The organism is Rhodococcus cercidiphylli, from assembly GCF_033042225.1.
Lineage (GTDB): Bacteria > Actinomycetota > Actinomycetes > Mycobacteriales > Mycobacteriaceae > Rhodococcoides.
Window position 1 is genome coordinate 170,080 of sequence record NZ_JAWLKE010000009.1, and the last position, 22,062, is coordinate 192,141.

Here is a 22,062-nt window from a genome sequence, read left to right on the forward strand (position 1 = left end):
CTTCACCCAATTTCCGCATGTTCGTTTCACGACCGCCGTCGATTACCGTTGCCACACTAACCGCTAGGGTTCGTCTTCGTGACTTCCGCCGTGACACGTTTGTTCGCCTCTCGCGCGACACTGCGTCGCTCGGTGAGTCTGCTGAAGGACTTCGGACATGAGCAGAGCGCTCCCGACATCTTCTACGGCGCACTGGCCCGCGATTCCGTGGAGCTGATCGGCGATCTGTACCGGGGCCTGACCGGCACCGACATGTCCGCGGCAACCGTGTTGGACGTCGGCGGCGGACCCGGATACTTCGCCGAGGTCTTCGGGGCCGGCTGCGCACGCTACCTGCCCGTCGAGCCCGACGCGTCCGAGATGCATGCGGCGGGACTGCAGATACCCGGTTCGGTGCGCGGCTCCGGGATGGCACTGCCGTTCCGCGACAACAGTGTCGACATCTGTTTCTCCTCGAACGTCGCCGAGCACGTCCGCGAACCGTGGACCATGGCCGAGGAGATGCTGCGGGTCACCAAGCCCGGCGGGTTGACGGTCCTCTCGTACACCATCTGGTTCGGTCCTTTCGGCGGCCACGAAACCCGGCCCTGGCATTACCTCGGCGGCGAGTACGCGGCCCGCCGCTACGCCCGTACCACCGGTCACGAACCGAAGAATCGATTCGGCGAATCACTGTTCGACATCAGCGCCGCAGACGGATTGCGTTGGGCACGAAGCACTCCCAACGCCACGCTGCTGGCTGCATTCCCGCGCTACCATCCCCGCTGGGCATGGTGGATGATGCGCGTTCCAGTACTACGAGAATTCCTCGGCAGCAACCTCGTCCTCGTTCTGAAACCCAACCCATAACCTGGAACGATGACGGCACTCGCACTCGACATCGGCGGCACCAAGATGACGGCGGCACTCGTCGGCGACGACGGGCGGCCGGAGAATCCGGTCACGGTGCCGACTCCCGAGTCCGATGTCTGGAACGCCTGTGCCGAGCTGCTTCGGAACACGGCCGAACCCGCCGCTGTCACCCGGATCGGCGTCGCCTGCTCCGGTCCGGTGGATCTCGAAACCGGGTCGGTTGCACCGATCAACATCGACGAATGGAAGAACGGCTTCGGTCTGCGCGATCACCTCGCCGAACTCTTCCCCGAAGCCGACATCCGCCTCGCGATGGACGGCAGCGCAGCGGCACTCGGTGAGCACCGCTTCGGTGCCGCCGTAGGAGTTCCGGACGTGCTGAGTCTGGTGGTGTCGACCGGCATCGGCGGCGGGTTGGTGCTGGGCGGGCAGATCGTCGCCGGTGCCAGCGGCAACGCCGGGCACATCGGACACATCGTCGTTCCCGGTTCTACGACGCCCTGCGCGTGCGGCGGAATCGGATGCGTGGAAACCGTGTCGAGTGGACCATCGGCGGTGCGGTGGGCGCGCGAGCTGGGGTGGACCGGAAGCACCGGGACCGAACTGGCCGCCGATGCGGCCGCCGGGGAGCCGGTCGCCATCACCTCGTTGCAGCGCGCCGGAGTGGCTCTGGGTCAGGCGATCGCGTCAGCCGTAGCCCTGGTGGACGTACGCATGGTGGTGATCGGTGGTGGCTTCGCCCAGGCCGGCCCGCCGCTGTGGAATCCGATTCAGGAGTCGATCGCGCTACATGCCCGTCTGAAATTTCTCGACGGCCTGCAGGTGGTTCCGGCGGCATTGGGTGGACTCGGAACGCTGGCGGGGGCAGCTGCGCTCACGGCCTGACCGGGGCATACCCACACAGCCAGAACGGGGCCCACCCCTCGGTGAGCCCCGTTCTGTGTTGTGAATACTACGCGCCCAGGCGCTGCTTGAGGGCGTCGAATTCGTCCTGAATTCCGGTGGGCAGCTTCTCGCCCACGAAGTCGAACCACTCCTGGATCAACGGGATTTCGGCCTTCCACTCGTCGGAGTTCACCGCGAGTGCCTCGGCCACATCCTCGACGGTGGTGTCCAACCCGTCGATGTCGAGTGCCTCGGCGGTGGGGACCACACCGATCGGTGTCTCGACGCCTGCGGCCTTGTGCTCGATGCGCTCGACGATCCACTTGAGCACGCGCGAGTTCTCACCGAATCCGGGCCACAGGAAGCGCTTGTCGTCGCCGCGGCGGAACCAGTTGACGTAGAACACCTTCGGCAGCTTCGACTCGTCGGCGTTCTTGCCCAGGTCGATCCAGTGCTGGAAGTAGTCGCCCACGTTGTAGCCGAGGAACGGCAACATCGCCATCGGGTCGCGTCGGACAGTTCCGACGGTGCCCTCGGCAGCAGCGGTCTGCTCGGAGCCGACGGTGGCTCCCATGAACACGCCGTGCTGCCAGTCGCGGGCCTCGGTCACCAGCGGAACGGTGGTCTTGCGACGTCCACCGAACAGGATTGCCGAGATCGGCACGCCCTGCGGGTCGTCCCACTCGGGAGCCATCGACGGGCACTGGGCCATCGGCACGCAGTAGCGCGAGTTCGGGTGCGCGGCATCGGTTCCGGACTCGGGGGTCCAGTCGTTGCCCTTCCAGTCGATCAGGTGATCGGGCTTGCCTTCGAGGCCCTCCCACCACACGTCGCCGTCGTCGGTCATGCCGACGTTGGTGAACACCGAGTTGCCCTGGTCGATGGTCTTCATCGCATTCGGGTTCGAGTCCCAGTTGGTGCCGGGTGCGACGCCGAAGAAGCCGAACTCGGGGTTGACGGCGTAGAGACGGCCGTCCTCGCCGAAGCGCATCCATGCGATGTCGTCACCGATGGTCTCGGCACGCCAGCCCGGGATGGTCGGCTGAATCATTGCGAGGTTGGTCTTGCCGCACGCGGACGGGAACGCCGCGGCGATGTAGTACGCCTTGTCCTCCGGGGAGATCAGCTTGAGGATCAGCATGTGCTCGGCGAGCCAGCCCTCGTCGCGGGCCATCGCCGACGCGATACGCAGCGAGTAGCACTTCTTGCCCAGCAGAGCGTTGCCGCCGTAACCGGATCCGTAGCTCCAGATCTCGCGATCCTCGGGGAACTGAGTGATGTACTTGGTGTCGTTGCACGGCCACGGCACATCGGCCTGGCCCTCGGCGAGCGGAGCGCCGAGCGAGTGCAGTGCCTTGACGAAGAATCCGTCGTCGCCGATCTTGTCGAGCGCGGCCTTGCCCATACGGGTCATCACGCGCATCGACACCACGACGTACTCCGAATCGGTGAGCTCGACGCCCAGCTTCGGGTCGGCTGCGCCGAGTGGGCCCATGCAGAACGGGACGACGTACATGGTGCGTCCGCGCATGCAGCCGCGGTAGAGCTCGGTCATGAGCGACCGCATCTCGGCCGGGTCCATCCAATTGTTGGTTGGACCGGCGTCGATCTCTTCCTTGGAACAGATGTACGTGCGCGACTCCACGCGCGCGACGTCCGACGGATCGGAGTTGCCGAGGAACGAGTTGGGCTTCTTCTCGTCGTTGAGACGAGTGAAGGTGCCTGCCTCGACCAGCTTGCCGGTCAGGCGCTCCCATTCGGCGTCGGATCCGTCAGCGAACACCACGGAGTCCGGTTCGGTCAGTTCGGCTACCTGAGCAACCCAGGCAAGCAGTTCTTTGTGTCGAGTCGGCACATTGTCGGTGCCGCTCAAACCGGGAATGGTCGCTGAGGTCATCTAACTCTCCTGGGGTTAGCCGGAACCGGGAAGAATCCGCACGATCGCTGTGGGCGACTACGCGCGAATGAATCTCGGTTTTCCCCTCTCGGCGGGGCGCTGCTCGGCCGTTCGAGCTGCAGTACACCATGTTACCGCGTACAGCAAGCCGAGGACCGAGCGCCGGATGTCCTGTTCATCAGGTTAACGCCGAGCGACGTGAATCCAGAAACAGGGTGTTGTCCGATTGGTCACAAGACCGATTCAGATAGGGAAAGTTCCGTGCAAGAAGGCCTCTACCAGCAACGATGCCAGGCCCGTGCACACGAGCTACAGCTCGCCCGATTCGGTCATTTCACCCCGGCCGATACCGTTCGCTTCTCGAAAAATCTCCCACGTTCGGTATTGCCCGTCACGTCCGAAGGCGGTGAACTTGTCTGTCACACCGTCTCCGTCGACGTCCGTCGCCACCGTCATCCCGGCGTCGGTATGCCGCACGGTGGTCTCGTAGTGGCCGTCGCCGTCGAGATCGAACAGGTCCGTCGAGACCGTGGGCGCGCCCGGATCGTCGACATCGTGGGGCTCGACCTCCTCGGTGAGGAAATCCCCTGCTGCGAAGCCATCCACCGCGATCATCGACGCCCCTCACTTCGAACCCGACACTGCACCTACTGACTCCGACGCACCGGCTCGTCGAACGGTTCCACGTGCTCGGAAGAGAAAGGAACGGATCCGCGGAATCGCTCGAGGCCCCGCTCCAGCGCAGACAGATCGCGATCGCAGGCAGACAGCAGCGCCGATCGGTGGTCGGCGAGCCGACGCAGCTCGGTGTCCACCTCGGCGAGTGCGACATCGATGCGGGCCACTGCGTCCCGGTCCGCACTCGCGACAGCGGCCGCGAGCATCGACTCGGCGTCGAGAATCCGCGAGAGCAATCGCTGCTCCACCGACGATTTCACCCGAGCCACGGTTTCCTGCGTCCAGCCGCGCAGGTGGGCGCGGTCGGCCACCAACGACCTCGAGCGCGTGATCCACCAGGCGAGCGCACCACCGAGAACGAGGGTGATCACGGTGTTGGCAACCGCCCAGGCCGGCACCAGCGCCATCGGCGACACCACCAGCCGCCCGAGTCCCACCCCCGCCGACGCGCCGACCACGATCATGACGACATCCTCGACGCCCCGACGCCGGGACGGCTCCCCGATATCGAGCGGGGCGTCCGCGACCGACTCCGCCTGCAGCGGCGTGAGCCCGAGCTCGGTCTCCACCGCCCGCAATCGGGCCGTGAGCGCCGCGTCGGCTCGATTCCGAGCGCCGCGCGCGGACTCGGCGACGTGCGCTGGAAGGTGAGTGAGTTCGGCACGCCCGGCTCCGTCGATCGTGCGCTTGACCTCGGCGGTCAGAGCTCGAAAGTCTTCGGCGGCGGTATGGACGGACTCCACGCGCACTCGTTGAATTCGATTGTGCAGCAGCGCCCGTCGATCACCACCGAGCTTGTCCCGTTCGCTGACGAGCTCGGCTCGCCGCGCACGGAGTTCGGCCGTATCACTGCCCCCGGTCACCGCGCGCGCTCTCGCCACGATCGAGGCTCTGGCTCCGGATGCGCAGTCCTGCACTGCCGCAGCATATTTACGCTCGGTTCCGAGAGCCGCGGTCTGCAGCAGCAACGCGCCGAGCCGGTCCGCCACTGCTCCGAGACCCGACTCAGCGGACATCGCCGCGTCACCGCTTTCCCGGCCGATCCGCGCCAACCGCACTGAGACCGGGTGGAACGTGCACCCCACCGCCCGTGGGACGCACTCGGCTACTACGTCGGCGTCGGCAGAAACCACCTCACGCCAATGCCGATGCACGTCGATCTTGTTCACCACGAACACGACCGGTGTGGATTCGAGGGCTGCTCGCCACTGCTCGACCTCGACGCGACCCACCGGAGCCGACGCGTCGACGACGATCATCACGACCGCCGCATCTGCCACCGAGTCCGTGAATTCGATGGTGGAACCGACGAGCCGGGACAGCTCACGGCGCAGTTCGGACTTGCCCGACCCAGCAGTACCGGTGAGGTGAACCCCGGCAGGTCGACTGACCCTGGCGCGCTCGATCTCGTCCAGGGCACCGGAATTCCAGCGTCGCAGAACGCTTTTCATGTCCTCCGACAGCGGGGTCATCGGCGCAGCATTCGCACGTGCCCTCGACACAGCGCGAGTGCCGCGCGGCGCACGTCGGGGTCACCGGCAGCGGCCGCCCGCCTCTTCCACAGCACCGCCTGCTCCAACGCGACCTGCTCCGAACCGGTCTCGATCGGCACCCCCAGACGTAGAGCCGCGTAGCGCATCTCGGCAGCCACCGCTTCGTCGGAGGCCAGGTACGACTCGACGGCGTCACGAACCCGCCGGTGGCCGGCGGAGATCTGTTGCACTGTGCGATGCAGCTCGGCGTCCCGAGCCGCTGCGGCCGCCGACACGGCCGTGCAGACCGCGGCGATCAGGGCGTCGGCACCGGTGGCGTCGGCCAGCATGCGCACCGCATCGCCGTCGGACACGGCGGGTCGCTGCCGCAGTACGTCGACCAGCAGGGCGAGACCACGCAGTTCGATGCATTCGATCAGAGCTTCTCTGCGACGCGTCGATACGTCGATGTCGACGGCGCGAAACCGATCGACGGTCATCAGATCGGCCGGGGACAGATCCGCTGCCGCAACGGCTCGCACGTCGGCCATGTCCAGAGGCGCGCCGGCTCCCCGCAATCCCGCCGCGGTCGCTCCCATCACCGGCAACACCGTCCGCCCCAGCTGCTGCGAGGCCGCTGCTGCGTCTGCTGCGGGATCGTCGAGTGTGTCCGCCTTCGTCAGCACGACGACGGTCCCGTCCAGAACATTCCTCGGCCTCGAACTCAGCAATGCGGTGTCGACCGGCGACACCGCTCCCGCGATCACGTGGACGAGCACTTCGCCGTCGCTGCTGTCCGTTCTGCCCTCGCGCCATCGGACATCGAGGCCGTCGGCGTCGAGCGGCACCGACTCGAGAACGGCGAGAACAGCGGATTTCCCGACGCCGGCGCGGCCGGTCACCCGTGCGATCAGCGGCCGCAGGCGATCCTGGACGGCGTTTTCGACGGCCTCGCGTGCGTCGGTCGACGCGACCCGGTCACGCAACAGGCCCAGACCGGCCTCGGCGACATCCATGATCGATTCCCCCCAGAACGATCCCGCCGCCACTTTCAGGACGCGACGCACAGCCCCCTGCTGCGGCACCGATTCTGGCACATGCTGGGGCTCGCGAGCCTATCGAAACGAATTGCATCGTTGTAATTAGTCGGGTGCGTCCTACCGCTGATCAGCGGTGGGACGGCAAGTCTCAACTTCAACTCGAGACCCACCTGTCACACGCCCCGCCGATGCGCGACAATGGACCGGTGAACGAGCCCCAGGACACCTCTGTCGACACCGAGGAGAACGCCGTGCAGACCCAGGAACGGGGCTCGCGGCTCTACCCACGCGTGACGAGTTTCCGCTCTCGGCGCGGAGCGCTGACCGAGGCGCAGCAGACCACATGGGACAGCCTGTGGCCGCGCATCGGTCGCGACGTCGCCGACGAGCAGATCGACATCGACGCCTGGTTCGGGCGCAGCGGCCCGGCGATTCTCGAGATCGGCTCGGGTACCGGCACGGCCACCACGGCGATGGCCTCGGCCGAGCCGCACGTCAACCTCATGGCCGTCGAGGTCTACCGCCCCGGCCTGGCGCAGACACTGCAGCAGATCGAACGAGAAGGCATCGAGAACGTTCGATTGCTGCGCGGTGACGCGATGGACGTGCTCGAGAACATGCTGTCCTCGGAGTCGCTGACCGGCGTCCGTGTCTTCTTCCCGGACCCGTGGCCCAAGGTTCGGCACCACAAGCGTCGGCTGCTGCAGGGGCCGACTTTCGCGATGATCGCGGATCGGTTGAAGCCCGGTGGCGTTCTGCACGTGGCAACCGATCATGCCGAATACGCTGAGTGGATTGCCGAGGCCGGGAACGCCGAGCCCGGTCTGACCGTTCTCGATTGGGAATCGCCCATGACACACGAGCGACCGGTGACCAAGTTCGAGGGCAAGGCACAGCTGGTCGGTAGCTCGGTGACGGAATTGATCTGGGGAAAGAAGACAGCATGAGCGTCAGTACGGACATGCCCGACACCGTGGTCGACCCCTCAGAACTCGGCGCCATCGGTGAAACGCGCCACAGCAAACGCGTCCTGCTGGTCTGGGATGCCCCGAACCTGGACATGGGACTGGGCGCAATTCTGGGTGGCCGACCCACCGCCGCCTACCGTCCGCGCTTCGATGCCCTGGGCCGATGGCTGCTCAGCCGCACCGCCGAACTCTCCACCTCGGGCACCGCGACGCTCGAACCCGAGGCCACGGTGTTCACCAACATCGCCCCCGGCAGCGCAGATGTGGTCCGACCCTGGGTCGAAGCATTGCGTAACGTGGGATTCGCGGTGTTCGCCAAGCCCAAGGTCGACGAAGACAGTGACGTCGACGCAGACATGCTCGACCACATCGACTTCCGCAACCGTGACGGCGGCCTTGCCGGTGTCATGGTCGCGTCCGCCGACGGTCAAGCGTTCAAGGGGCCGCTGGAGGCCATCGCAGCAACCGGAGTGCCCGTACAGGTACTGGGATTCCGGGAGCACGCAAGCTGGGCTGTCACGTCGGACATCCTGGAATTCCTCGATCTCGAGGACATCCCGGGCGTCTTCCGTGAGCCACTGCCTCGGGTGAGTCTCGATTCGCTCCCCGACGAGGGCGCGTGGCTGCAGCCCTTCCGACCGCTGTCCGCCCTGCTCGTCGGGCGCCAAGGAGTTTCTTAAGTGTTCGCCAGATGGGGAGACATCGTCTACCGGCTGCGGTACACCGTTATCGGTGTCATGGTGGCCGGACTGCTGGGCTTCGCCGCCTACGGTCTCGATCTCAACAGCCATCTCAGTCAGAGCGGTTGGGACGATCCGACGTCGGAGTCGGCTCAGGCTGCCCGTCTGGCAGACACCACGTTCGGTCGCGACAAGCAGGGCGACGTCATCGTCCTCTACACCGCTCCCGAGGGCTCGACCATCGACGATCCGGCGTTCCAGTCGGCGATCACCAATAATTTGAACTCCCTGGTTGCCGACCATCCGGACCAGATAGAGAAGATCAACGGCACGTACTTTCCCGGGACGGGCGCGCCCAACCTCGCTGCACTCGGCACCACCGACAAACAGCACGCCATCGCCAGCATCGCCATCGCCGGTGCCAACGACACCGAACTGACCAACAACTTCCAGGCCGTCAAGGACGTCTTCTACATCGACGGCGTGAACGTGCAGGTGACCGGTCTGCAGGCCGTCGCGGGGGCATTGCAGTCGACGATGGCCGGCGACATCCAACGCATGGAAATTCTGGCCATACCTGCTGTGGCGGTGCTGCTGTTCTTCATCTTCGGTGGCGTCGTCGCCGCCGCTCTTCCGCTGATCATCGGTGGCCTGACGGTCGTCGGAGCCAACGGCATCGTGAAGGTGTTCACCAACTTCACCGAGGTCAACTCGTTCGTCGCGCCCGTGGTCTCGCTCGTCGGACTCGGCTTGGCGATCGACTACGGATTGTTCATCGTCTCGAGATTCCGAGAAGAACTCGGCGACGGATACTCGACGCCACAGGCCGTGCGCCGGACCGTCATGACGGCCGGTCGCACCGTGGTGTTCTCCGCGACGATGATCGTCGCGTCCCTCGGTGGTCTGTTGCTGTTCCCGCAGGGCTTCCTCAAATCGGTCGCCTACGGCTCCATCGCCACCGTCGCGCTCGCAGCCCTGACGGCCATCACGATCCTGCCCGCGATGCTCGCCATTCTCGGCCCTCGCGTCGACGCGCTCGGTCTGAAGTTCATGCGCAAGACCAAGTCGAGCGAGGAGATCGAGAACGGCATGTGGGGCCGGCTCACCCGCTGGGTGATGCGCAACCCCGTCAAGGTCACCGTGCCCATCGTGCTCGGCCTGGTGCTGCTGACGCTGCCCGTCGGCAACATCAAGTTCGGCGGTATCAACGAGACCTATCTGCCTCCGAACAACGTCACCCGCGAGGCGCAGGCCGAGTTCGATTCGCTCTTCCCCGGCCAGCGCACAGAGCCCATCAAGCTGGTGATCAGCAATGCACAGGGGCCCAACCTCGCAGCGATCACCAACCAGGCCAACAATGCGCCGGGATTGATCGAGCAGTTCACGCCCAACGGGGCCAGCAAGGACGGCATCATCGTCTTCAAGGCCGGACTGGTCGATCGCAACGACTCCAAGCCCGCCATCGACTTCCTGCGCAGTATCGACGTGCCCGAGGGAGCGTCGGTTCTCGTCGGCGGAACCCCTGCCATCGAGCAGGACTCCATCAGTGCACTCATCGACAAGCTGCCGTTGATGGCCGTGCTCGTGGTGTTCATCGTGACGTTGTTGATGTTCCTGACGTTCGGATCGTTGGTGCTGCCGATCAAGGCGGTGCTCATGACCGTCCTCGGGCTCGGTGCCACCATGGGCATATTGACGTGGATATTCATCGACGGCAACGGGGCGGGGCTGATGAATTTCACCCCTGGTCCGATCATGGCTCCGGTGCTGGTGCTGATCATCTCGATTGTGTTCGGCTTGTCCACGGACTACGAGGTGTTCCTGCTCTCTCGCATGGTCGAAGCACGCGAAAAGGGTGCCAGCACAAGCGAAGCCATCCGCATCGGGACCTCGCATACCGGACGCATCATCACCGCCGCGGCCCTGATCCTCATCGTCGTCACCGGAGCGTTCGCGTTCTCAGACCTGGTGATGATGAAGTACATCGCCTACGGCATGATCGCCGCCCTCATCATCGACGCCACCCTCATCCGCATGTTCCTCGTGCCGGCCACGATGAAGCTGCTCGGCGACGACTGCTGGTGGGCTCCGCAATGGATGAAGCGAATCCAGCAGAAACTCGGACTGGGCGAGACCATCCTCGAGGACGAGCTTCTCCCCATGGGAGATGTGCCCGAGCTCGCGCTCGCAGGCGGTGCACCGTCGAGTACCGTCGCGCCGCCGATGCGTCCGGCACCGCGCCGCAACGAGCCCCTCACCGAACCCATTCCAGTGGTCGCACCGCAGGGTGGGGGTCCCATTCGGGCCACCCACGCCGCGAAAGAAGAATCCCGACGCAGTGTGACGGGGCGTCCGGCAACCCCACCGGAACCGACCCGCGCGGCGCCCACCACACCTCCGGCACCGGCTGCACGACCGACTCCGACGCCTCCCCAGGCCCAGACTCCTCCCCGGGCCCAGGCTGCTCCGCAGGACCGACCGGCTGCTCGGCCCGCCCCGAGCCGGCCGGTGGCACCGCGCCCGAACGTCGAGCCGGAGCCGACCCAGGCAGCAGAGATCGTCCGGCCCGCACCGCCGGTCAACCCGGTGGCTGCTCCCCCGTCGGCGGAGCCGCCTCGTGCACCGAGCGCACCGCGTCCGACCGTCGAGCCGCCGAGCCGAACCCGTGCTGCTCGCGCACCTCGCGCGGAGGAACCGGATTCGCGTTCCATCGAGAGCTGGCTCGCCGACCTGCGAGCACCCAGCGCATCACCGCCCCCGAGCACACCGCGCAACGGTTCGACCGCGAACGGTTCGAACCACAACGGTACGAACCACAACGGTTCGACTGCGAACGGCTCGAACCACAGCGGTGACGACGAGAACAGGTCGCCGCAGAACGGTTCCGAGCGCAACGGCCACAGCGGCGTCGAGTCCGAACGCAACGGCACCGAGCCGAACGGCACCGAACGCAACGGGTCCGCGTCGAGCGAGACACCGTCCGAGAAGCCGTCGGGCCGCCGGGCCGCACCGACCACCGAGGGCGGCGACAGCGGTCGTCATCGCGGCGGGGAGAACGGACACGTTCTCAGCGTCAGCGAACTGCTCGCGCGCGAGCGCAACCGTTCACGCTGACCCCGATGTGATTGGGGCGAAACAACTCCCGAGAACTCCCCCCTCCCCCACGCCGCGTCAATGAACCACTGCACCGTCGAGACGTATGCAACGGTCCATTCACGCGGTGCGGCCGGCCCAGGTCGGACGCGTCAATGAACCACTGCACCGTCGAGACGTATGCAGTGGTCCATTGACGCAGCAGGGGGATCAGCGGGAAGCCGCTGCACTTTCTCGGTCCGCGAACACCTTGGCGTATCGGGTACCGGCGATCAGGAGCAGTAGTCCCACGGCGATGAAGGCGATGACCCGGAAGAGTCCGTCCAGAGCGACGAGGTCGAACAGAAACAGTTTCGCGATGGCTGCGGCGGTCAGGGACAGTCCGGCCAGCAGGGCCAGATGAGCGTGGGTGACGCTGCGCAACCCGAAGGCCAGTAGCGCGAAGGCTGCGATCATCCACTCGATGGTTGCCGCGGTGTGGCCTGCGGTGAATCCTGTTGTTTGGCCGCCGATTCCGATGCCGAGGGTCACTGTTGCCGCCGTCAGGCCGTACAGCGCGAGTACGCCGGAGACGATGCAGAGGGTCTGCAGTCCGTCGTCGACCAGTTTCAGTTCGGCCAGCACGTAGACGAAGGCGAGTGCCGTTGCAGCGAGCAGGATTCCACCGAGAGAGATACCGATACTGCCGACGGCGAGATCGGATTCCAACAGTGCCTGGGGCGGGCTGACCGAGACGAACATCAACGTACCGATCGCGCCGAATCCGCTGCCGATCGAGAACGCGAGAGTCGAGCGGGTGCTGTGAGCCACCGCGATCAGAGCCGAGGCGACTGCGAACATCACGACCGGGCGAATCTCGAGGGTCGTCGACTCGACCGCGGCCTGCAGCGTCGCCAGGGCTCCGACCACCGCGACGGTGATGCGAGCGTGCCCCGGCAACCAGTTCACCAGAATCACGATCGCCACAGCCGCAGCAGCAAGAACCAACTGGAGGGCGACGGTGGCCCCGCGATCGAAAACGTCCGCGGAGACCAGTACCGGCAGAGACGTGAGAGCGATCATCACGGTGGCGACCACATCGGAGACGTTGCGGCGCAACAACTCCAATGACGTGCCGATGCCGAGGACAGCTACCGCCACGACGATCAGGAACAGCCAGAGGTCGCCGGTGGATCCGGACAGATCGGCACTCGCGATGGCAGCCAGTACCGCGCCGACGAGCGGTACGGTCCGAACAACCTGCAGGAGTTGCCAATTCCGACCGATCTGCGCCGGGAAGCTCGAGACGTAGGTGGCGACGAGGAACGCGATCAAGGTCAGGGTCAGGCCGTCGGTCAGCACCGGTCCACACACTGCGACTCCAGCGAGAATCAGCACCGCCATCGGCTGCGATTTCCACTGCACTGCGAGTGCCGTTCCGGCTGCGGCAATTCCGAACGCGGTGATCAGACCGAGCACGGGGTCGAGCCAGCCGTACAGGACGGATGTCGCGAGTACATCGAGGTACAGGCCCGCGATGCCGGTGGCGGCGAGGGCGATCCCGCCGATCCGTCCGCCCGAGCGGCCGAACACACGGACGCCCGCACCGATCAGCGCGAGTGAGAACACTGCGCCCGCCGCGACCCGCAGCGGAGGGCCGAACCACCCGGCCTGGGCGGCGAGAACGAGCAGCATCACAACACCGACGAGAGTGACGCCTGCACCGGCGACTGCCAGCAGACGGCTGATGACACCGTCGCGCTGCCACCACGGTTCCCGCGGTGGAGCCGGGGGCCTGGGTGCGACGACCGGTCCCCTCGGCGGCGTGGGGTAGGGCGGGGCAGGCTGGGGCCGAACCATCTGCTGTCCCATCGGCTGACGGACAGCTTGGCCGAACGGCTGACCGTAGGGCTGAGGGGGCAACGGTGGCGACGCCACCGGCTGCGGCGCAGCAGGGGCTGGAGCAGGGGCCTGACGAGGGGCGGCACTCGCGGCACCGAGCTGCGACTGCAGTGTCTGCAGATCGACGGCCACCTGGCGCATGTGGTCGCCCAGGGAATCGAAGCGGCTGGACAGTCGCGCGACGAGTTGCGGATCCAGCCCGGAGTTCTGGGAAGAAGTCATGGGTTAGATCCTGCGAGCATTGCTGCCGAAAAGCGTGAGTAGTGCTACTCGGATTCCTCGAGTAGAAGCGCCTCGCTAGCCGAACATGCGGCGGAACGAGCTACCGAACGGATGCTTGGCGGTCACCGAGCCCAGGCGGACCTTGCCCGAGACCACGAGGTGCAGTGGCCCGTACGGCGGGCCGGTGCGGACCTTGTTGGTGGCGCTGCCCGCCACCGTGTCGACACCGTTGAGGTCGACGGTCGCCTCGGTCGGCACGATCAGGGTCACGGTGCTGCAGTAGTCGTCGACGTGTATCTCGACCACCTGGGTGGACATGACCGCCTGGGTGAAGTCGAGTGTCACCGTGGACATGCGGGTGGAGAGACGCAGGTTCGCCGGCACGTTCCACGGTCCCTTGCGGGTGATGGTGGACATGGTGCCGCGCAGTGTGTCGGACGCGCCGCCGCCGTGCCCCCAATGCTCCTGAACGACGCGGCGCGGGGTCGGTTGAGGGGTGGGCGCGGCGAAGGATCTCGGTGCCGGGCGATGTTCCTCGGCGATCTGCATCCCGGGCAGGTCGGCGAGAACAGAGTTCAGTTCACCGCGGGTCTTCGACGCCAATGCGGTGTCCATTCGCTCGGTGAACTCACCGAGCGAGAGCATGCCCTGGCCCACGGCGCGCTGCAGCAGCTCTCCGACGTGCTCGCGTTCGGCATCGGACACTCGTAGATCCCTTGCCTCCATGTGATCAGGGTAGCGAAGATCTCACGCTGCGCGACCGCCCAGGACGGAGAGCATTCCGGACACCGACGCGGGCCATCCGAACTGTTCGGCGCGCAACCTGGCGGCGATGCGGCGGCCGTCGACCGGCAATTCGAGTACTCGTTCTATCTCGGCGGCGAATCCGTCCGCGGTGTTCTCGGAGGATCCACCGCAGTGCGGGGTGACGATCTGCGCCAGCGCCGAGGTCTCGGAGACGACGACGGGCGTACCTGCGGCGAGCGATTCCAACGCGGCGAGCCCGAATGTCTCGTGCGGTCCAGGCGCGAGAGCGATGTCCGCGGAAGCCAGCAGGGCTGCGACGGCTGCTCTGCCGTCGACGAACCCGAGGAATTCGACGGGTAGACCGCGGGCGCGTCGTTCGAGGCCGGCTCGGCGGGGGCCGTCGCCGGCGATGACGAGCCGCGCCCGCATTCCCGAATCACAGAGTGCGGCAAGCGAATCGATGCTTCTCTCGACGTGCTTCTCCACCGACAGCCGGCCGCAGTGCACGAGCAGCCGGTCGGCGCTGCCCAGCCATGCGGATCGTTCGCCGGCAATACGGCGACGCGGATGGAACAGGTCGAGATCCACACCGAGCGGTACCCGATGCACGTTGCGAACGCCGATGCGCTCGAACTCCTGTTGCGCGAACTCGGTGGTGCACACGACGGCGTCGTACTGATCGGCGGTACGCCGGTTGGCCACGTCGGCCAACGGACGGGCGCAGCGCATCGGCATCGTCTGGGCCAGCAGTCGGTCCAGGCGTTCGTGGGAGATCATCACGCTGCGTACGTCTCGACGCGCTGCCCAGCCGCCCATGCCGCGCAGCGTCAGGCGGTCCGATACCTCGATCACGTCGGGCCGCAGTCCGGCTGCCACCGAGGACACTCGCCGCGGGTCGGCCACTCGATACCCACCGGTGATCGGGATCTGCGGTGCAGGCACCTCGATGCGCACCACTCCCGACGGCAGAAGTGTCTCGCTCCGTAGATCTCCCGGCACGATCAGAATCACCTCGTGGCCGGCCGCAACGTACCCCGATCCGAGCTGGTCGACGGCCGTCCGCAATCCCCCGGACCTCGGTCCGTAGAAGTTGGCGAGTTGGACGATGCGCACTCGACCAGTCTTCCCAGCGACAAGTCCGCCCGACGGCGCGGCGATGGATGGTGACCGAACCTTCGCGGAATTTCTGTGTGGGGATCGCTACCAACGGGTAGGTGGAACAGATGCGAGTGACACTGCAATCCACCGGTAACGCCCCCGCCGCCGAGGTCTGGGAGCGCTACATGGAACCGACGGCCTGGAGAACCTGGGCACCGCAGATCATCGGCGTCGAGTATCGCGGCGAGCGTTTGGACGCCGACACCACCGGCCGAGTGCTGGGGCCGTTGGGTGTGCCGATCGACTTTCGGGTGCATTCGGTCGACGAGCAGTCGTGGACGTGGGCGTGGTCGGCGTGGTTCCAGAACCAGGCCATCGGGGTCGACCTGACGCACGGCGTCGTCTCACGCCCCAACGGCACCAGGGCGTGGCTGACGATCGACGGCCCACTGCCGCTGGTTCTGCCGTACGTGCCGGTCGCCAAATTCGCGCTCGGCAGGTTGTGCGCCCAGTAGCTACTCGGACCGTGTGACGGTCTTCTCGTCCGACTTGTCGGCGACGTCGGTCGGCTCGGGCGTCGGTAGCGAGGAATCCTCACCCGATCCGTCCAGATGGCCGTCGAACTCGTCGATCGCCTCGTCACGCTCGTCGCCGGTCTGATCGAGATCGGCGTCGACACCCTTCGAGTGCTTCGCCGGGTCGACGGTGGTGTCCACTGATTTTTCGTTGTCGGTCATGGGATGCAGAGTGCCCCTGAGCTACCGACGCAAACCCTCACAGCCCTTTTTCGATGACGTATCGGGTCAGTTCGACGCGGTTGGCCAGTTGCAATTTTCGCAGGGTCGCCTGGACGTGATTTTCGACGGTGCGATGGCTCAGCGTCAGTCGGGTCGCAATCTGCTTGGCGCTCAGACCCTTTGCGACCAGGCGTAGCACTTCGGTTTCGCGGTCGGTCAGCGTCGGGCGAGTGTCGGATTCCGGTTGCGGCGACGACGACATCCGCCGGAACTCTCCGAGCACCAGGCCCGCGAGGCCGGGAGTGAACACCGCCTGCCCGGCCGACGTGGCGCGGACCGCGTCGAACAGCTCCTCGGCCGATGCACTCTTGACCAGGTAACCCGTCGCTCCGGCCTTGATGGCGTCGAGCACGTCGTTGCGTTCCGCGGACGCCGAGAGCACGAGAATCCTCGTCTGCGGCGACGCCTCCAGGACGGCGACAGTGGCGTCGGCTCCGTTGCCGTCGGGCAGATGCATGTCCATCAGCACTACGTCGGGAGTGGTGGCTCGGGCGCGGCGGCCGGCAGCGGCGACACCGTCTGCCGTCGCGACAACCCTGAATCCCGCGGCCTCGAGATCTCGGGCGACGCCGTCGCGCCACATCGGGTGATCGTCGACGACCATCACCGCGATGTCGGCATTCGTGTCCTCGGTCATCGAAGTCCCTTCGTTCGAGGAATGCGGATCTCCCATTCGGTTCCTTCGCCCTCCTCGGTGTCGAGTATCGCAGTACCACCGAGAGATTCGACGCGGCCGAGTATCGATTTCGAGACGCCCATCCGGCCCTCGGCTTCGGCGGCGGCGAGCCGTCCGGCCGGGATTCCGCGGCCGTCGTCGCGAATACTGACGATCAATTCCCCGTCGACGTCCTCGAGCAGCACGTAGGCCTTCGCATCGGCTCCGGCGTGCAGCTCGACGTTGGACAGTGCGGTCGCTACGACAGCGGCGAGCTCGTCGGCGATGTCGGAGTCGACGAGCACCGGATCGGCCGGAGTCGAGACAGCCACGGAGGTACCCGCCTGGGTTCGCAGCAGCGCCCTGACGTCGACGATCGAATCGGTGTGATCACCGCGCGGAGCTGCCTGTTCGGAGATCAGCACGCGCAGAGCGACTTCCTGCTCGCCGGCCAGCTCGGCGAGTTCGGCTGCCGGCCCGCCTATTTCGAGCCCACGCCGGCGCACCAGGGCCAGTACCTGCAGCACTCCGTCGTGCACCTGCCGGGCCAGCCGTTCACGCTCTTCGGTGATCGCAGCCGAACGTGCTGCCCGACGCAGTTCTTCGTGGGCGCGCCGGGCGGTGTTCGACGCCATCCCCAGCGCCAGTCCAGCAGAGAGCAGCACCGGGGCGGTGGCGTCGGACCAGAGGTCGGAGTCGAACCGGTCGCGGACGAGTGCGCTGACCACCGACATCGCCACTCCCGACGCGATCCCGCCCTTGGGACCCAACAGGATTGCGGCGGAGATGACCGCGTTGGTCGCCCACAGTGTGGTCGGCAATGTTTGCCGGGTGCTGTACCAGTCGTAATCGGCCACCAGCCGTGTCGACGCCATCAGGGCGACGACGATCACCTGATCGGCGAGCACCACCTGCCAGCGCGGAAGCGAGGCGCGCGCGAGCATCAGAGCCGACGCCCCCGACCACACGGCCATCAGCGCCACCAGCATCCAGCTCAACCGCGGATTGGTGTAATTGTCGACGGTGGCCACCTGGTAGCCGACGGCGTAGACGAGGGTGACCAGCCGAAAGACCTGGGAGGCACGCCACAGCGGGGTGTCGGGATCGGACGAGGCGAGCGTGGTCCTGGCCCGATCAGCCGTCTGCATCGGTCTTCTCGTTCGGAGTCTTCAACTCTCCCTTGGGGAGTCGCTCCGGCTCGTCGCTACCGGGAGGAGTGTGCGGGTCGCTCGGCTCGGCGGAGTACAGCGGGTCGGGCACCTCGAGTTCCTCGTAGACCTCGTCCGGGTCGGCGGCCAGCAGCGACCGCACAGCGGTGTTGAGGACGGCGACGATCGGTACGGCCAGCAGGCCTCCGACGATGCCCGCGAGCAGAATGCCGACGGTGATGGACAGGACCACCGCCAACGGGTGCAGTCGCACGGCGCGGCCCAGCAGGAGTGGTTGCAGCACATGGCCTTCGAGCTGCATGACGGCCACCACGATGCCGAGGGTGATGACCGCGGTGATCAGGCCCTTGGTGACGAGTGCGATGAACACCGCGACGAATCCGGTCAGCACCGCACCGATGATCGGGATGAACGCGCCGATGAACACCAACGAGGCCAGTGGGAGTGCCAGTGGCACACCGAGAATGGCCAGCCCGGCTCCGATGCCGATGGCATCGGCGGCCGCGACGGCAACCGTCGCCCGGACGTATCCCACCAGCGACCCGAAGCCCTGGATGCCTGCGGTGCGGATTCTTCTGCGTGCCGCGGTCGGTGCCAGCCGGGTGACGAACTGCCAGATCTGATCTCCGCCGTACAGGAAGAAGATGAGGACGAAGAGCGTGAGCAACGCGCCGGTGAGTATCTCGCCGATCACCGCCGCAGTGGTCAGCGCTCCGCTGGTGACGGCCTCCTGATTGTCCTGAACGACCTTCACGAGGCTGTCCGTGGCCTGCCTGATCTGATCCTCGCTGATGTGCAGCGGGCCGTTGCTGAGCCATTCCTCGATGCCGTTGATGGACTGGGTGAACTGATCACCCACCTGCGGTAGGCCCTCGATGAACTGCTCGACGATGAAGGTCATGATGCCGGCGACGACACCGATGCTGGCGATGATCACGACGATCACCGCGACGGCGCGTGGCACTCCGCGTCGGTGCATCCAATCGACGACGGGAACGAGCATCGCCGACGCCAGGAGCGCAAGACCGAGCGGAATGACGACGGTGCTGAGTTTGGCTACCACCAGGCAGAACGTGATGAATCCGGCAAACAGGACAAGCAGTCGCCACGTCCATTCCGCGCCGACCCGCACCAGCGGATGCACCGAATCCGCAGCCGAACTGGGGCCCGGGGACGCCCCCGTACCTTGCGCCCGCAACTCGTCGGTGCTCACCCGCTAAATTTAACCCGTGCTGGCATCTTTCCGAGCGGTCTCGCTCACCCTGAAGAGTCGCTGGCCGCTCTATATGCTCTCGATGCTCATCGCCAACGTCTTCGGTGCGGTGCTCGTGTTCGCCTTCGTGCGGTACGGCCTGCCCATCCCCGAGTCGCAATCGATCGTCGCCGACCGCGTCCGCAACGTGTACATCTTCGGGGCGTACCTCCTGGTGGCGCTGGTCGTCAGCCTGATCTACGCGTACTTCCTCCTGCGTTCGGTGATCCGGTGGCAGCTCCGCGGTGGCCCACCCACCCGCAAGGAGCAGATGACGACGCTGCACGCGCCGTTGCGTCAGGCGATCGTGCACCTCATTCTGTGGATCATCGGCGGCATCATCTTCGTGCTGTTGACCATCGCGGAGATGCCGTCGTTGTCCATCGCCGTCATCGTCACCGTCGGTATGGCGGCCACCGTGACGTTCGGATTCACGTACATGCTCGGCGAGCGAATCCTGCGACCGGTCGCGGCACTGGCGTTGAGCGAGGGCAGATTCGACCGCACGATGACCCCCGGCGTCGGTACCCGCATGGCGATGACCTGGGGCCTGGGCACCTTGATGCCCGTCATCGGCATCATTCTGCTGTGCGCCACGCAGCTGACCACCGATCTGGTGTTCTCCCCCAACGCGCTCGCCGTGGCCATCATCCTGCTCAGCGTGCTGGCCATCGTGCAGGCATTCGTACTCTCGATGCTCACCGCGAGCCAGATCTCCGACCCGATCAGTCAGCTGCACAGCGCCATCGAGCGAGTTCAGCGCGGCGAGACCGATGTCGAGGTCGACGTGTTCGACGGTTCCGAGATCGGACGCCTACAGGTGGGCTTCAACCGAATGATGGAGGAATCGGCCGAACGACGCGTCCTGCGGGAGTTGTTCGGCCAGCACGTCGGTGAGGACGTGGCGCGTCGGGCATTGCAGTTCGGAACCGAGCTCGGCGGCGAGACACGATTCGTCGCAGTGCTGTTCGTCGACATGGTCGGCTCCACCGCCACCGCCTCCGAGCGTCCGCCGAGCGAGGTCGTGGTGTTGCTCAACGAGTTCTTCCGGGTAGTCGTCGACGTCGTCGGGCGTCATCACGGGTTCGTCAACAAATTCATGGGCGACGCGGCCCTCGCGATCTTCGGTGCCCCATTGGATCGTCCCGACGCGCCGACCGCCGCGCTCGCCGCCGCGCGTGAACTGCGATTCGCGTTGGACGAGATCACCGGCCTCGACATCGGCATCGGCGTATCGGCAGGTCTGGCCGTCGCCGGCAACATCGGCGCGTCGGAACGCTTCGAGTACACGGTCATCGGAGACCCGGTCAACGAGGCATCCAGGCTCACCGAGCTGGCGAAACTGCGACCAGGACGCGTCCTGGCGTCGACCTCGGCCCTGTATTTCGCCGACGACGAGGAACAGGAACAGTGGGAGTTGGGAGACCAGGTTCAACTACGTGGTCGACGGCGGGCAACCCACCTGGCCTGGCCGGTGGAGTATCCCGACTCCTCCTCCAGCGACGGTTAGTCTGACAGGGTGCCCGACCCCAGCTCCACCAGCGGACCCGCAGTACGGCGTCCGCGCAACCGACTCCGGTGGGTCAAGTGGATCGCCGGAATCGCCCTGGTGGCCCTGCTGGTGGGCGAGGCGATCTACCTCTGGCCGCGGCTGCACGAATCCTGGACCGCCGTCCGCGAAATCCACTGGGGTTGGCTGGCGGCCTGCGTCTTCGCCCAGGCCGTGTCGCTGAGTGCATTCGGCCGAGTGCAGAAGCAACTGCTCGACGCAGGCGGTGTGAAGGTACGCCAACGCAAGTCCGTGTCCGTCATCTACGGCAGCACCGCAATGGCGCTCACCCTCCCCGCAGGCCAGGTGTTCTCCACCGCGTTCACCTACCGCGAGACCCGCCGCTGGGGTGCGAGCCCGGTCGTCGCGTCCTGGCAGTTGGCCATCTCGGGCGTGATCGCCGCTGCCGGTCTTGCCGTCCTCGGCGTCGCAGGCGGACTGGTGGTCGGAAGTTCGTTCAACACGTTCACCCTGGTTCTGCCGATCGCCGGTGTCATCGCGATCGTCGTCGCCGTCCGATACATCTCGAACCATCCGCAGTCGATCAAGAACATCGCACGCTGGGGACTGCGTCGATACAACGCGTTCCGCAACCACGAACTCGACGCCGGTGCCGAGGGCATCGACAAGATCATCGGTCAGATCCAGTCCGTCCAACTCGGCAAACGCGACGGCGCGCTCACTCTGTCGTGGTCCGCCGTGCATCGACTCGCCGACGTCGCCTGCCTGGCGTTCGCCTGCTTCGCCGTCGGCGCAGATCCGCGGTTGTCGGGATTGCTGATCGCGTTCGCTGCGGGCAAGGCCGTGGGATCGGTTCCTCTTGCACCCGGCGGCCTGGTGGTGGTCGACGCGACCCTCATCGCGTTTCTCACCAGCGCTGCTTCGATCAGCGCATCGCAGGCCGTGGCCTCGGCGCTGGTGTATCGCGGCGTCAGTTTCATCCTCGTCGCCATCGTCGGGTGGATCGTGTTCCTCGTGCTGTTCCGGGGGCATCAGCACGCCGATCTGGAATTCGACATCGCGCTCGAGCAGCAGGAGACCGCCGAGCTGCGGCGCACCGAGGGCATCCGCGACACCAAGGGCGATCCGGAAACCGCCTAGCCATTCCCCACACGGTATGGCGTCCG

General features: G+C 66.1%; 19 protein-coding genes. 8 read left to right on the forward strand and 11 right to left on the reverse strand.

Translation table 11 applies throughout. From position 1 onward, the window contains the following. The first annotated feature begins 78 nt into the window (after window positions 1-78). Both R3P95_RS22270 and R3P95_RS22275 read left to right on the forward strand, forming a co-directional pair. Entirely contained in the window at window positions 79-849 is a 771-nt protein-coding gene (locus tag R3P95_RS22270; protein ID WP_283347243.1) for a class I SAM-dependent methyltransferase, read from the forward strand. Window positions 850-858: 9 nt separating this feature from the next. Beyond that, window positions 859-1,737, forward strand: a complete 879-nt coding sequence (locus tag R3P95_RS22275) for an ROK family protein (protein WP_283347242.1) — start codon at window positions 859-861, stop codon at window positions 1,735-1,737. A 67-nt stretch (window positions 1,738-1,804) separates the two neighbouring features. On the opposite strand, the gene R3P95_RS22280 is transcribed toward R3P95_RS22275, so the two are convergent. The 4 genes from R3P95_RS22280 to R3P95_RS22295 form a co-directional block, all read right to left on the reverse strand. After that, complete coding sequence (locus R3P95_RS22280; RefSeq protein ID WP_269594485.1) at window positions 1,805-3,634, reverse strand: phosphoenolpyruvate carboxykinase (GTP); 1,830 nt, start codon at window positions 3,632-3,634, stop codon at window positions 1,805-1,807. Between the two features lie 309 nt (window positions 3,635-3,943). Beyond that, complete coding sequence (locus R3P95_RS22285) at window positions 3,944-4,249, reverse strand: DUF6802 family protein (RefSeq protein WP_094687087.1); 306 nt, start codon at window positions 4,247-4,249, stop codon at window positions 3,944-3,946. Window positions 4,250-4,281: 32 nt separating this feature from the next. Then, complete coding sequence (locus R3P95_RS22290) at window positions 4,282-5,784, reverse strand: P-loop NTPase family protein (protein ID WP_283347241.1); 1,503 nt, start codon at window positions 5,782-5,784, stop codon at window positions 4,282-4,284. After that, window positions 5,781-6,800 carry a hypothetical protein gene (locus R3P95_RS22295; RefSeq protein WP_283347240.1) on the reverse strand — a complete coding sequence of 340 codons (1,020 nt, stop codon included), beginning with the start codon at window positions 6,798-6,800 and terminating at the stop codon, window positions 5,781-5,783. The genes R3P95_RS22290 and R3P95_RS22295 overlap by 4 nt, the downstream gene beginning before the upstream one ends. A 212-nt stretch (window positions 6,801-7,012) precedes the next feature. Here R3P95_RS22295 and trmB point away from each other — a divergent pair, with 212 nt between their 5' ends. Genes trmB through R3P95_RS22310 form a run of 3 tightly spaced genes read left to right on the forward strand, consistent with a single transcriptional unit; the run spans window position 7,013 to window position 11,586 of the window. Continuing rightward, window positions 7,013-7,771 carry a tRNA (guanosine(46)-N7)-methyltransferase TrmB gene (gene trmB / locus R3P95_RS22300; RefSeq protein WP_068049111.1) on the forward strand — a complete coding sequence of 253 codons (759 nt, stop codon included), beginning with the start codon at window positions 7,013-7,015 and terminating at the stop codon, window positions 7,769-7,771. Beyond that, window positions 7,768-8,472, forward strand: a complete 705-nt coding sequence (locus tag R3P95_RS22305) for an NYN domain-containing protein (RefSeq protein ID WP_094671015.1) — start codon at window positions 7,768-7,770, stop codon at window positions 8,470-8,472. The genes trmB and R3P95_RS22305 overlap by 4 nt, the downstream gene beginning before the upstream one ends. Continuing rightward, entirely contained in the window at window positions 8,473-11,586 is a 3,114-nt protein-coding gene (locus R3P95_RS22310) for an MMPL family transporter (RefSeq protein WP_283347239.1), read from the forward strand. Between the two features lie 189 nt (window positions 11,587-11,775). Here the strand turns inward: R3P95_RS22310 and R3P95_RS22315 are convergent, their stop codons facing one another. The 3 genes from R3P95_RS22315 to R3P95_RS22325 all read right to left on the reverse strand — a co-directional run bounded on the left by R3P95_RS22315 (window position 11,776) and on the right by R3P95_RS22325 (window position 15,528). Further along, window positions 11,776-13,668 carry a DUF2339 domain-containing protein gene (locus R3P95_RS22315; protein ID WP_317549546.1) on the reverse strand — a complete coding sequence of 631 codons (1,893 nt, stop codon included), beginning with the start codon at window positions 13,666-13,668 and terminating at the stop codon, window positions 11,776-11,778. 75 nt (window positions 13,669-13,743) lie between these two features. Next, a complete protein-coding gene (locus tag R3P95_RS22320; protein WP_317549547.1) occupies window positions 13,744-14,394 on the reverse strand; it encodes a DUF1707 SHOCT-like domain-containing protein in 651 nt (216 codons plus the stop codon). A 21-nt stretch (window positions 14,395-14,415) separates the two neighbouring features. Further along, complete coding sequence (locus R3P95_RS22325; protein WP_317549548.1) at window positions 14,416-15,528, reverse strand: glycosyltransferase; 1,113 nt, start codon at window positions 15,526-15,528, stop codon at window positions 14,416-14,418. Window positions 15,529-15,638: 110 nt separating this feature from the next. On the opposite strand from R3P95_RS22325, the gene R3P95_RS22330 reads away from it, so the two are divergent. After that, entirely contained in the window at window positions 15,639-16,028 is a 390-nt protein-coding gene (locus R3P95_RS22330) for an SRPBCC family protein (protein ID WP_149406970.1), read from the forward strand. Here R3P95_RS22330 and R3P95_RS22335 read toward each other — a convergent pair whose 3' ends face one another. Genes R3P95_RS22335 through R3P95_RS22350 form a run of 4 tightly spaced genes read right to left on the reverse strand, consistent with a single transcriptional unit; the run spans window position 16,029 to window position 19,278 of the window. Then, window positions 16,029-16,250 (reverse strand): autophagy-related protein 2, encoded by a 222-nt coding sequence (locus R3P95_RS22335; RefSeq protein WP_068049063.1) that lies wholly within the window; start codon window positions 16,248-16,250, stop codon window positions 16,029-16,031. It lies immediately after the preceding gene. 37 nt (window positions 16,251-16,287) lie between these two features. After that, on the reverse strand, window positions 16,288-16,914 hold the full coding sequence (locus R3P95_RS22340) for a response regulator (protein WP_188078757.1): 627 nt from the start codon (window positions 16,912-16,914) through the stop codon (window positions 16,288-16,290). Between the two features lie 29 nt (window positions 16,915-16,943). Continuing rightward, window positions 16,944-18,113 (reverse strand): MacS family sensor histidine kinase, encoded by a 1,170-nt coding sequence (macS, locus tag R3P95_RS22345; protein ID WP_317549549.1) that lies wholly within the window; start codon window positions 18,111-18,113, stop codon window positions 16,944-16,946. After that, window positions 18,100-19,278 (reverse strand): AI-2E family transporter, encoded by a 1,179-nt coding sequence (locus tag R3P95_RS22350; protein WP_149407095.1) that lies wholly within the window; start codon window positions 19,276-19,278, stop codon window positions 18,100-18,102. The genes macS and R3P95_RS22350 overlap by 14 nt, the downstream gene beginning before the upstream one ends. A 142-nt stretch (window positions 19,279-19,420) precedes the next feature. Between R3P95_RS22350 and R3P95_RS22355 the strand changes: the two genes are divergently transcribed. Together R3P95_RS22355 and R3P95_RS22360 are read left to right on the forward strand one after the other, a co-directional pair. Beyond that, window positions 19,421-20,896 (forward strand): adenylate/guanylate cyclase domain-containing protein, encoded by a 1,476-nt coding sequence (locus tag R3P95_RS22355; protein WP_068049088.1) that lies wholly within the window; start codon window positions 19,421-19,423, stop codon window positions 20,894-20,896. 9 nt (window positions 20,897-20,905) lie between these two features. Next, window positions 20,906-22,036: a lysylphosphatidylglycerol synthase transmembrane domain-containing protein gene (locus R3P95_RS22360; protein WP_317533539.1), complete on the forward strand. Its 1,131-nt coding sequence runs from the start codon at window positions 20,906-20,908 to the stop codon at window positions 22,034-22,036. The last annotated feature ends 26 nt before the right edge of the window (window positions 22,037-22,062 follow it).

Excerpts from the sequence above, each read along its gene's own strand:
- R3P95_RS22275 (WP_283347242.1), top strand. The coding sequence starts at position 859 with ATGACGGCACTCGCACTCGACATCGGCGGCACCAAGATGACGGCGGCA.
- R3P95_RS22280 (WP_269594485.1), bottom strand. The coding sequence starts at position 3,634 with ATGACCTCAGCGACCATTCCCGGTTTGAGCGGCACCGACAATGTGCCG.
- R3P95_RS22285 (WP_094687087.1), bottom strand. The coding sequence starts at position 4,249 with ATGATCGCGGTGGATGGCTTCGCAGCAGGGGATTTCCTCACCGAGGAG.
- R3P95_RS22290 (WP_283347241.1), bottom strand. The coding sequence starts at position 5,784 with ATGACCCCGCTGTCGGAGGACATGAAAAGCGTTCTGCGACGCTGGAAT.
- R3P95_RS22295 (WP_283347240.1), bottom strand. The coding sequence starts at position 6,800 with ATGGATGTCGCCGAGGCCGGTCTGGGCCTGTTGCGTGACCGGGTCGCG.
- trmB (WP_068049111.1), top strand. The coding sequence starts at position 7,013 with ATGCGCGACAATGGACCGGTGAACGAGCCCCAGGACACCTCTGTCGAC.
- R3P95_RS22305 (WP_094671015.1), top strand. The coding sequence starts at position 7,768 with ATGAGCGTCAGTACGGACATGCCCGACACCGTGGTCGACCCCTCAGAA.
- R3P95_RS22315 (WP_317549546.1), bottom strand. The coding sequence starts at position 13,668 with ATGACTTCTTCCCAGAACTCCGGGCTGGATCCGCAACTCGTCGCGCGA.
- R3P95_RS22320 (WP_317549547.1), bottom strand. The coding sequence starts at position 14,394 with ATGGAGGCAAGGGATCTACGAGTGTCCGATGCCGAACGCGAGCACGTC.
- R3P95_RS22330 (WP_149406970.1), top strand. The coding sequence starts at position 15,639 with ATGCGAGTGACACTGCAATCCACCGGTAACGCCCCCGCCGCCGAGGTC.
- R3P95_RS22335 (WP_068049063.1), bottom strand. The coding sequence starts at position 16,250 with ATGACCGACAACGAAAAATCAGTGGACACCACCGTCGACCCGGCGAAG.
- R3P95_RS22340 (WP_188078757.1), bottom strand. The coding sequence starts at position 16,914 with ATGGTCGTCGACGATCACCCGATGTGGCGCGACGGCGTCGCCCGAGAT.
- macS (WP_317549549.1), bottom strand. The coding sequence starts at position 18,113 with ATGCAGACGGCTGATCGGGCCAGGACCACGCTCGCCTCGTCCGATCCC.
- R3P95_RS22355 (WP_068049088.1), top strand. The coding sequence starts at position 19,421 with ATGCTCTCGATGCTCATCGCCAACGTCTTCGGTGCGGTGCTCGTGTTC.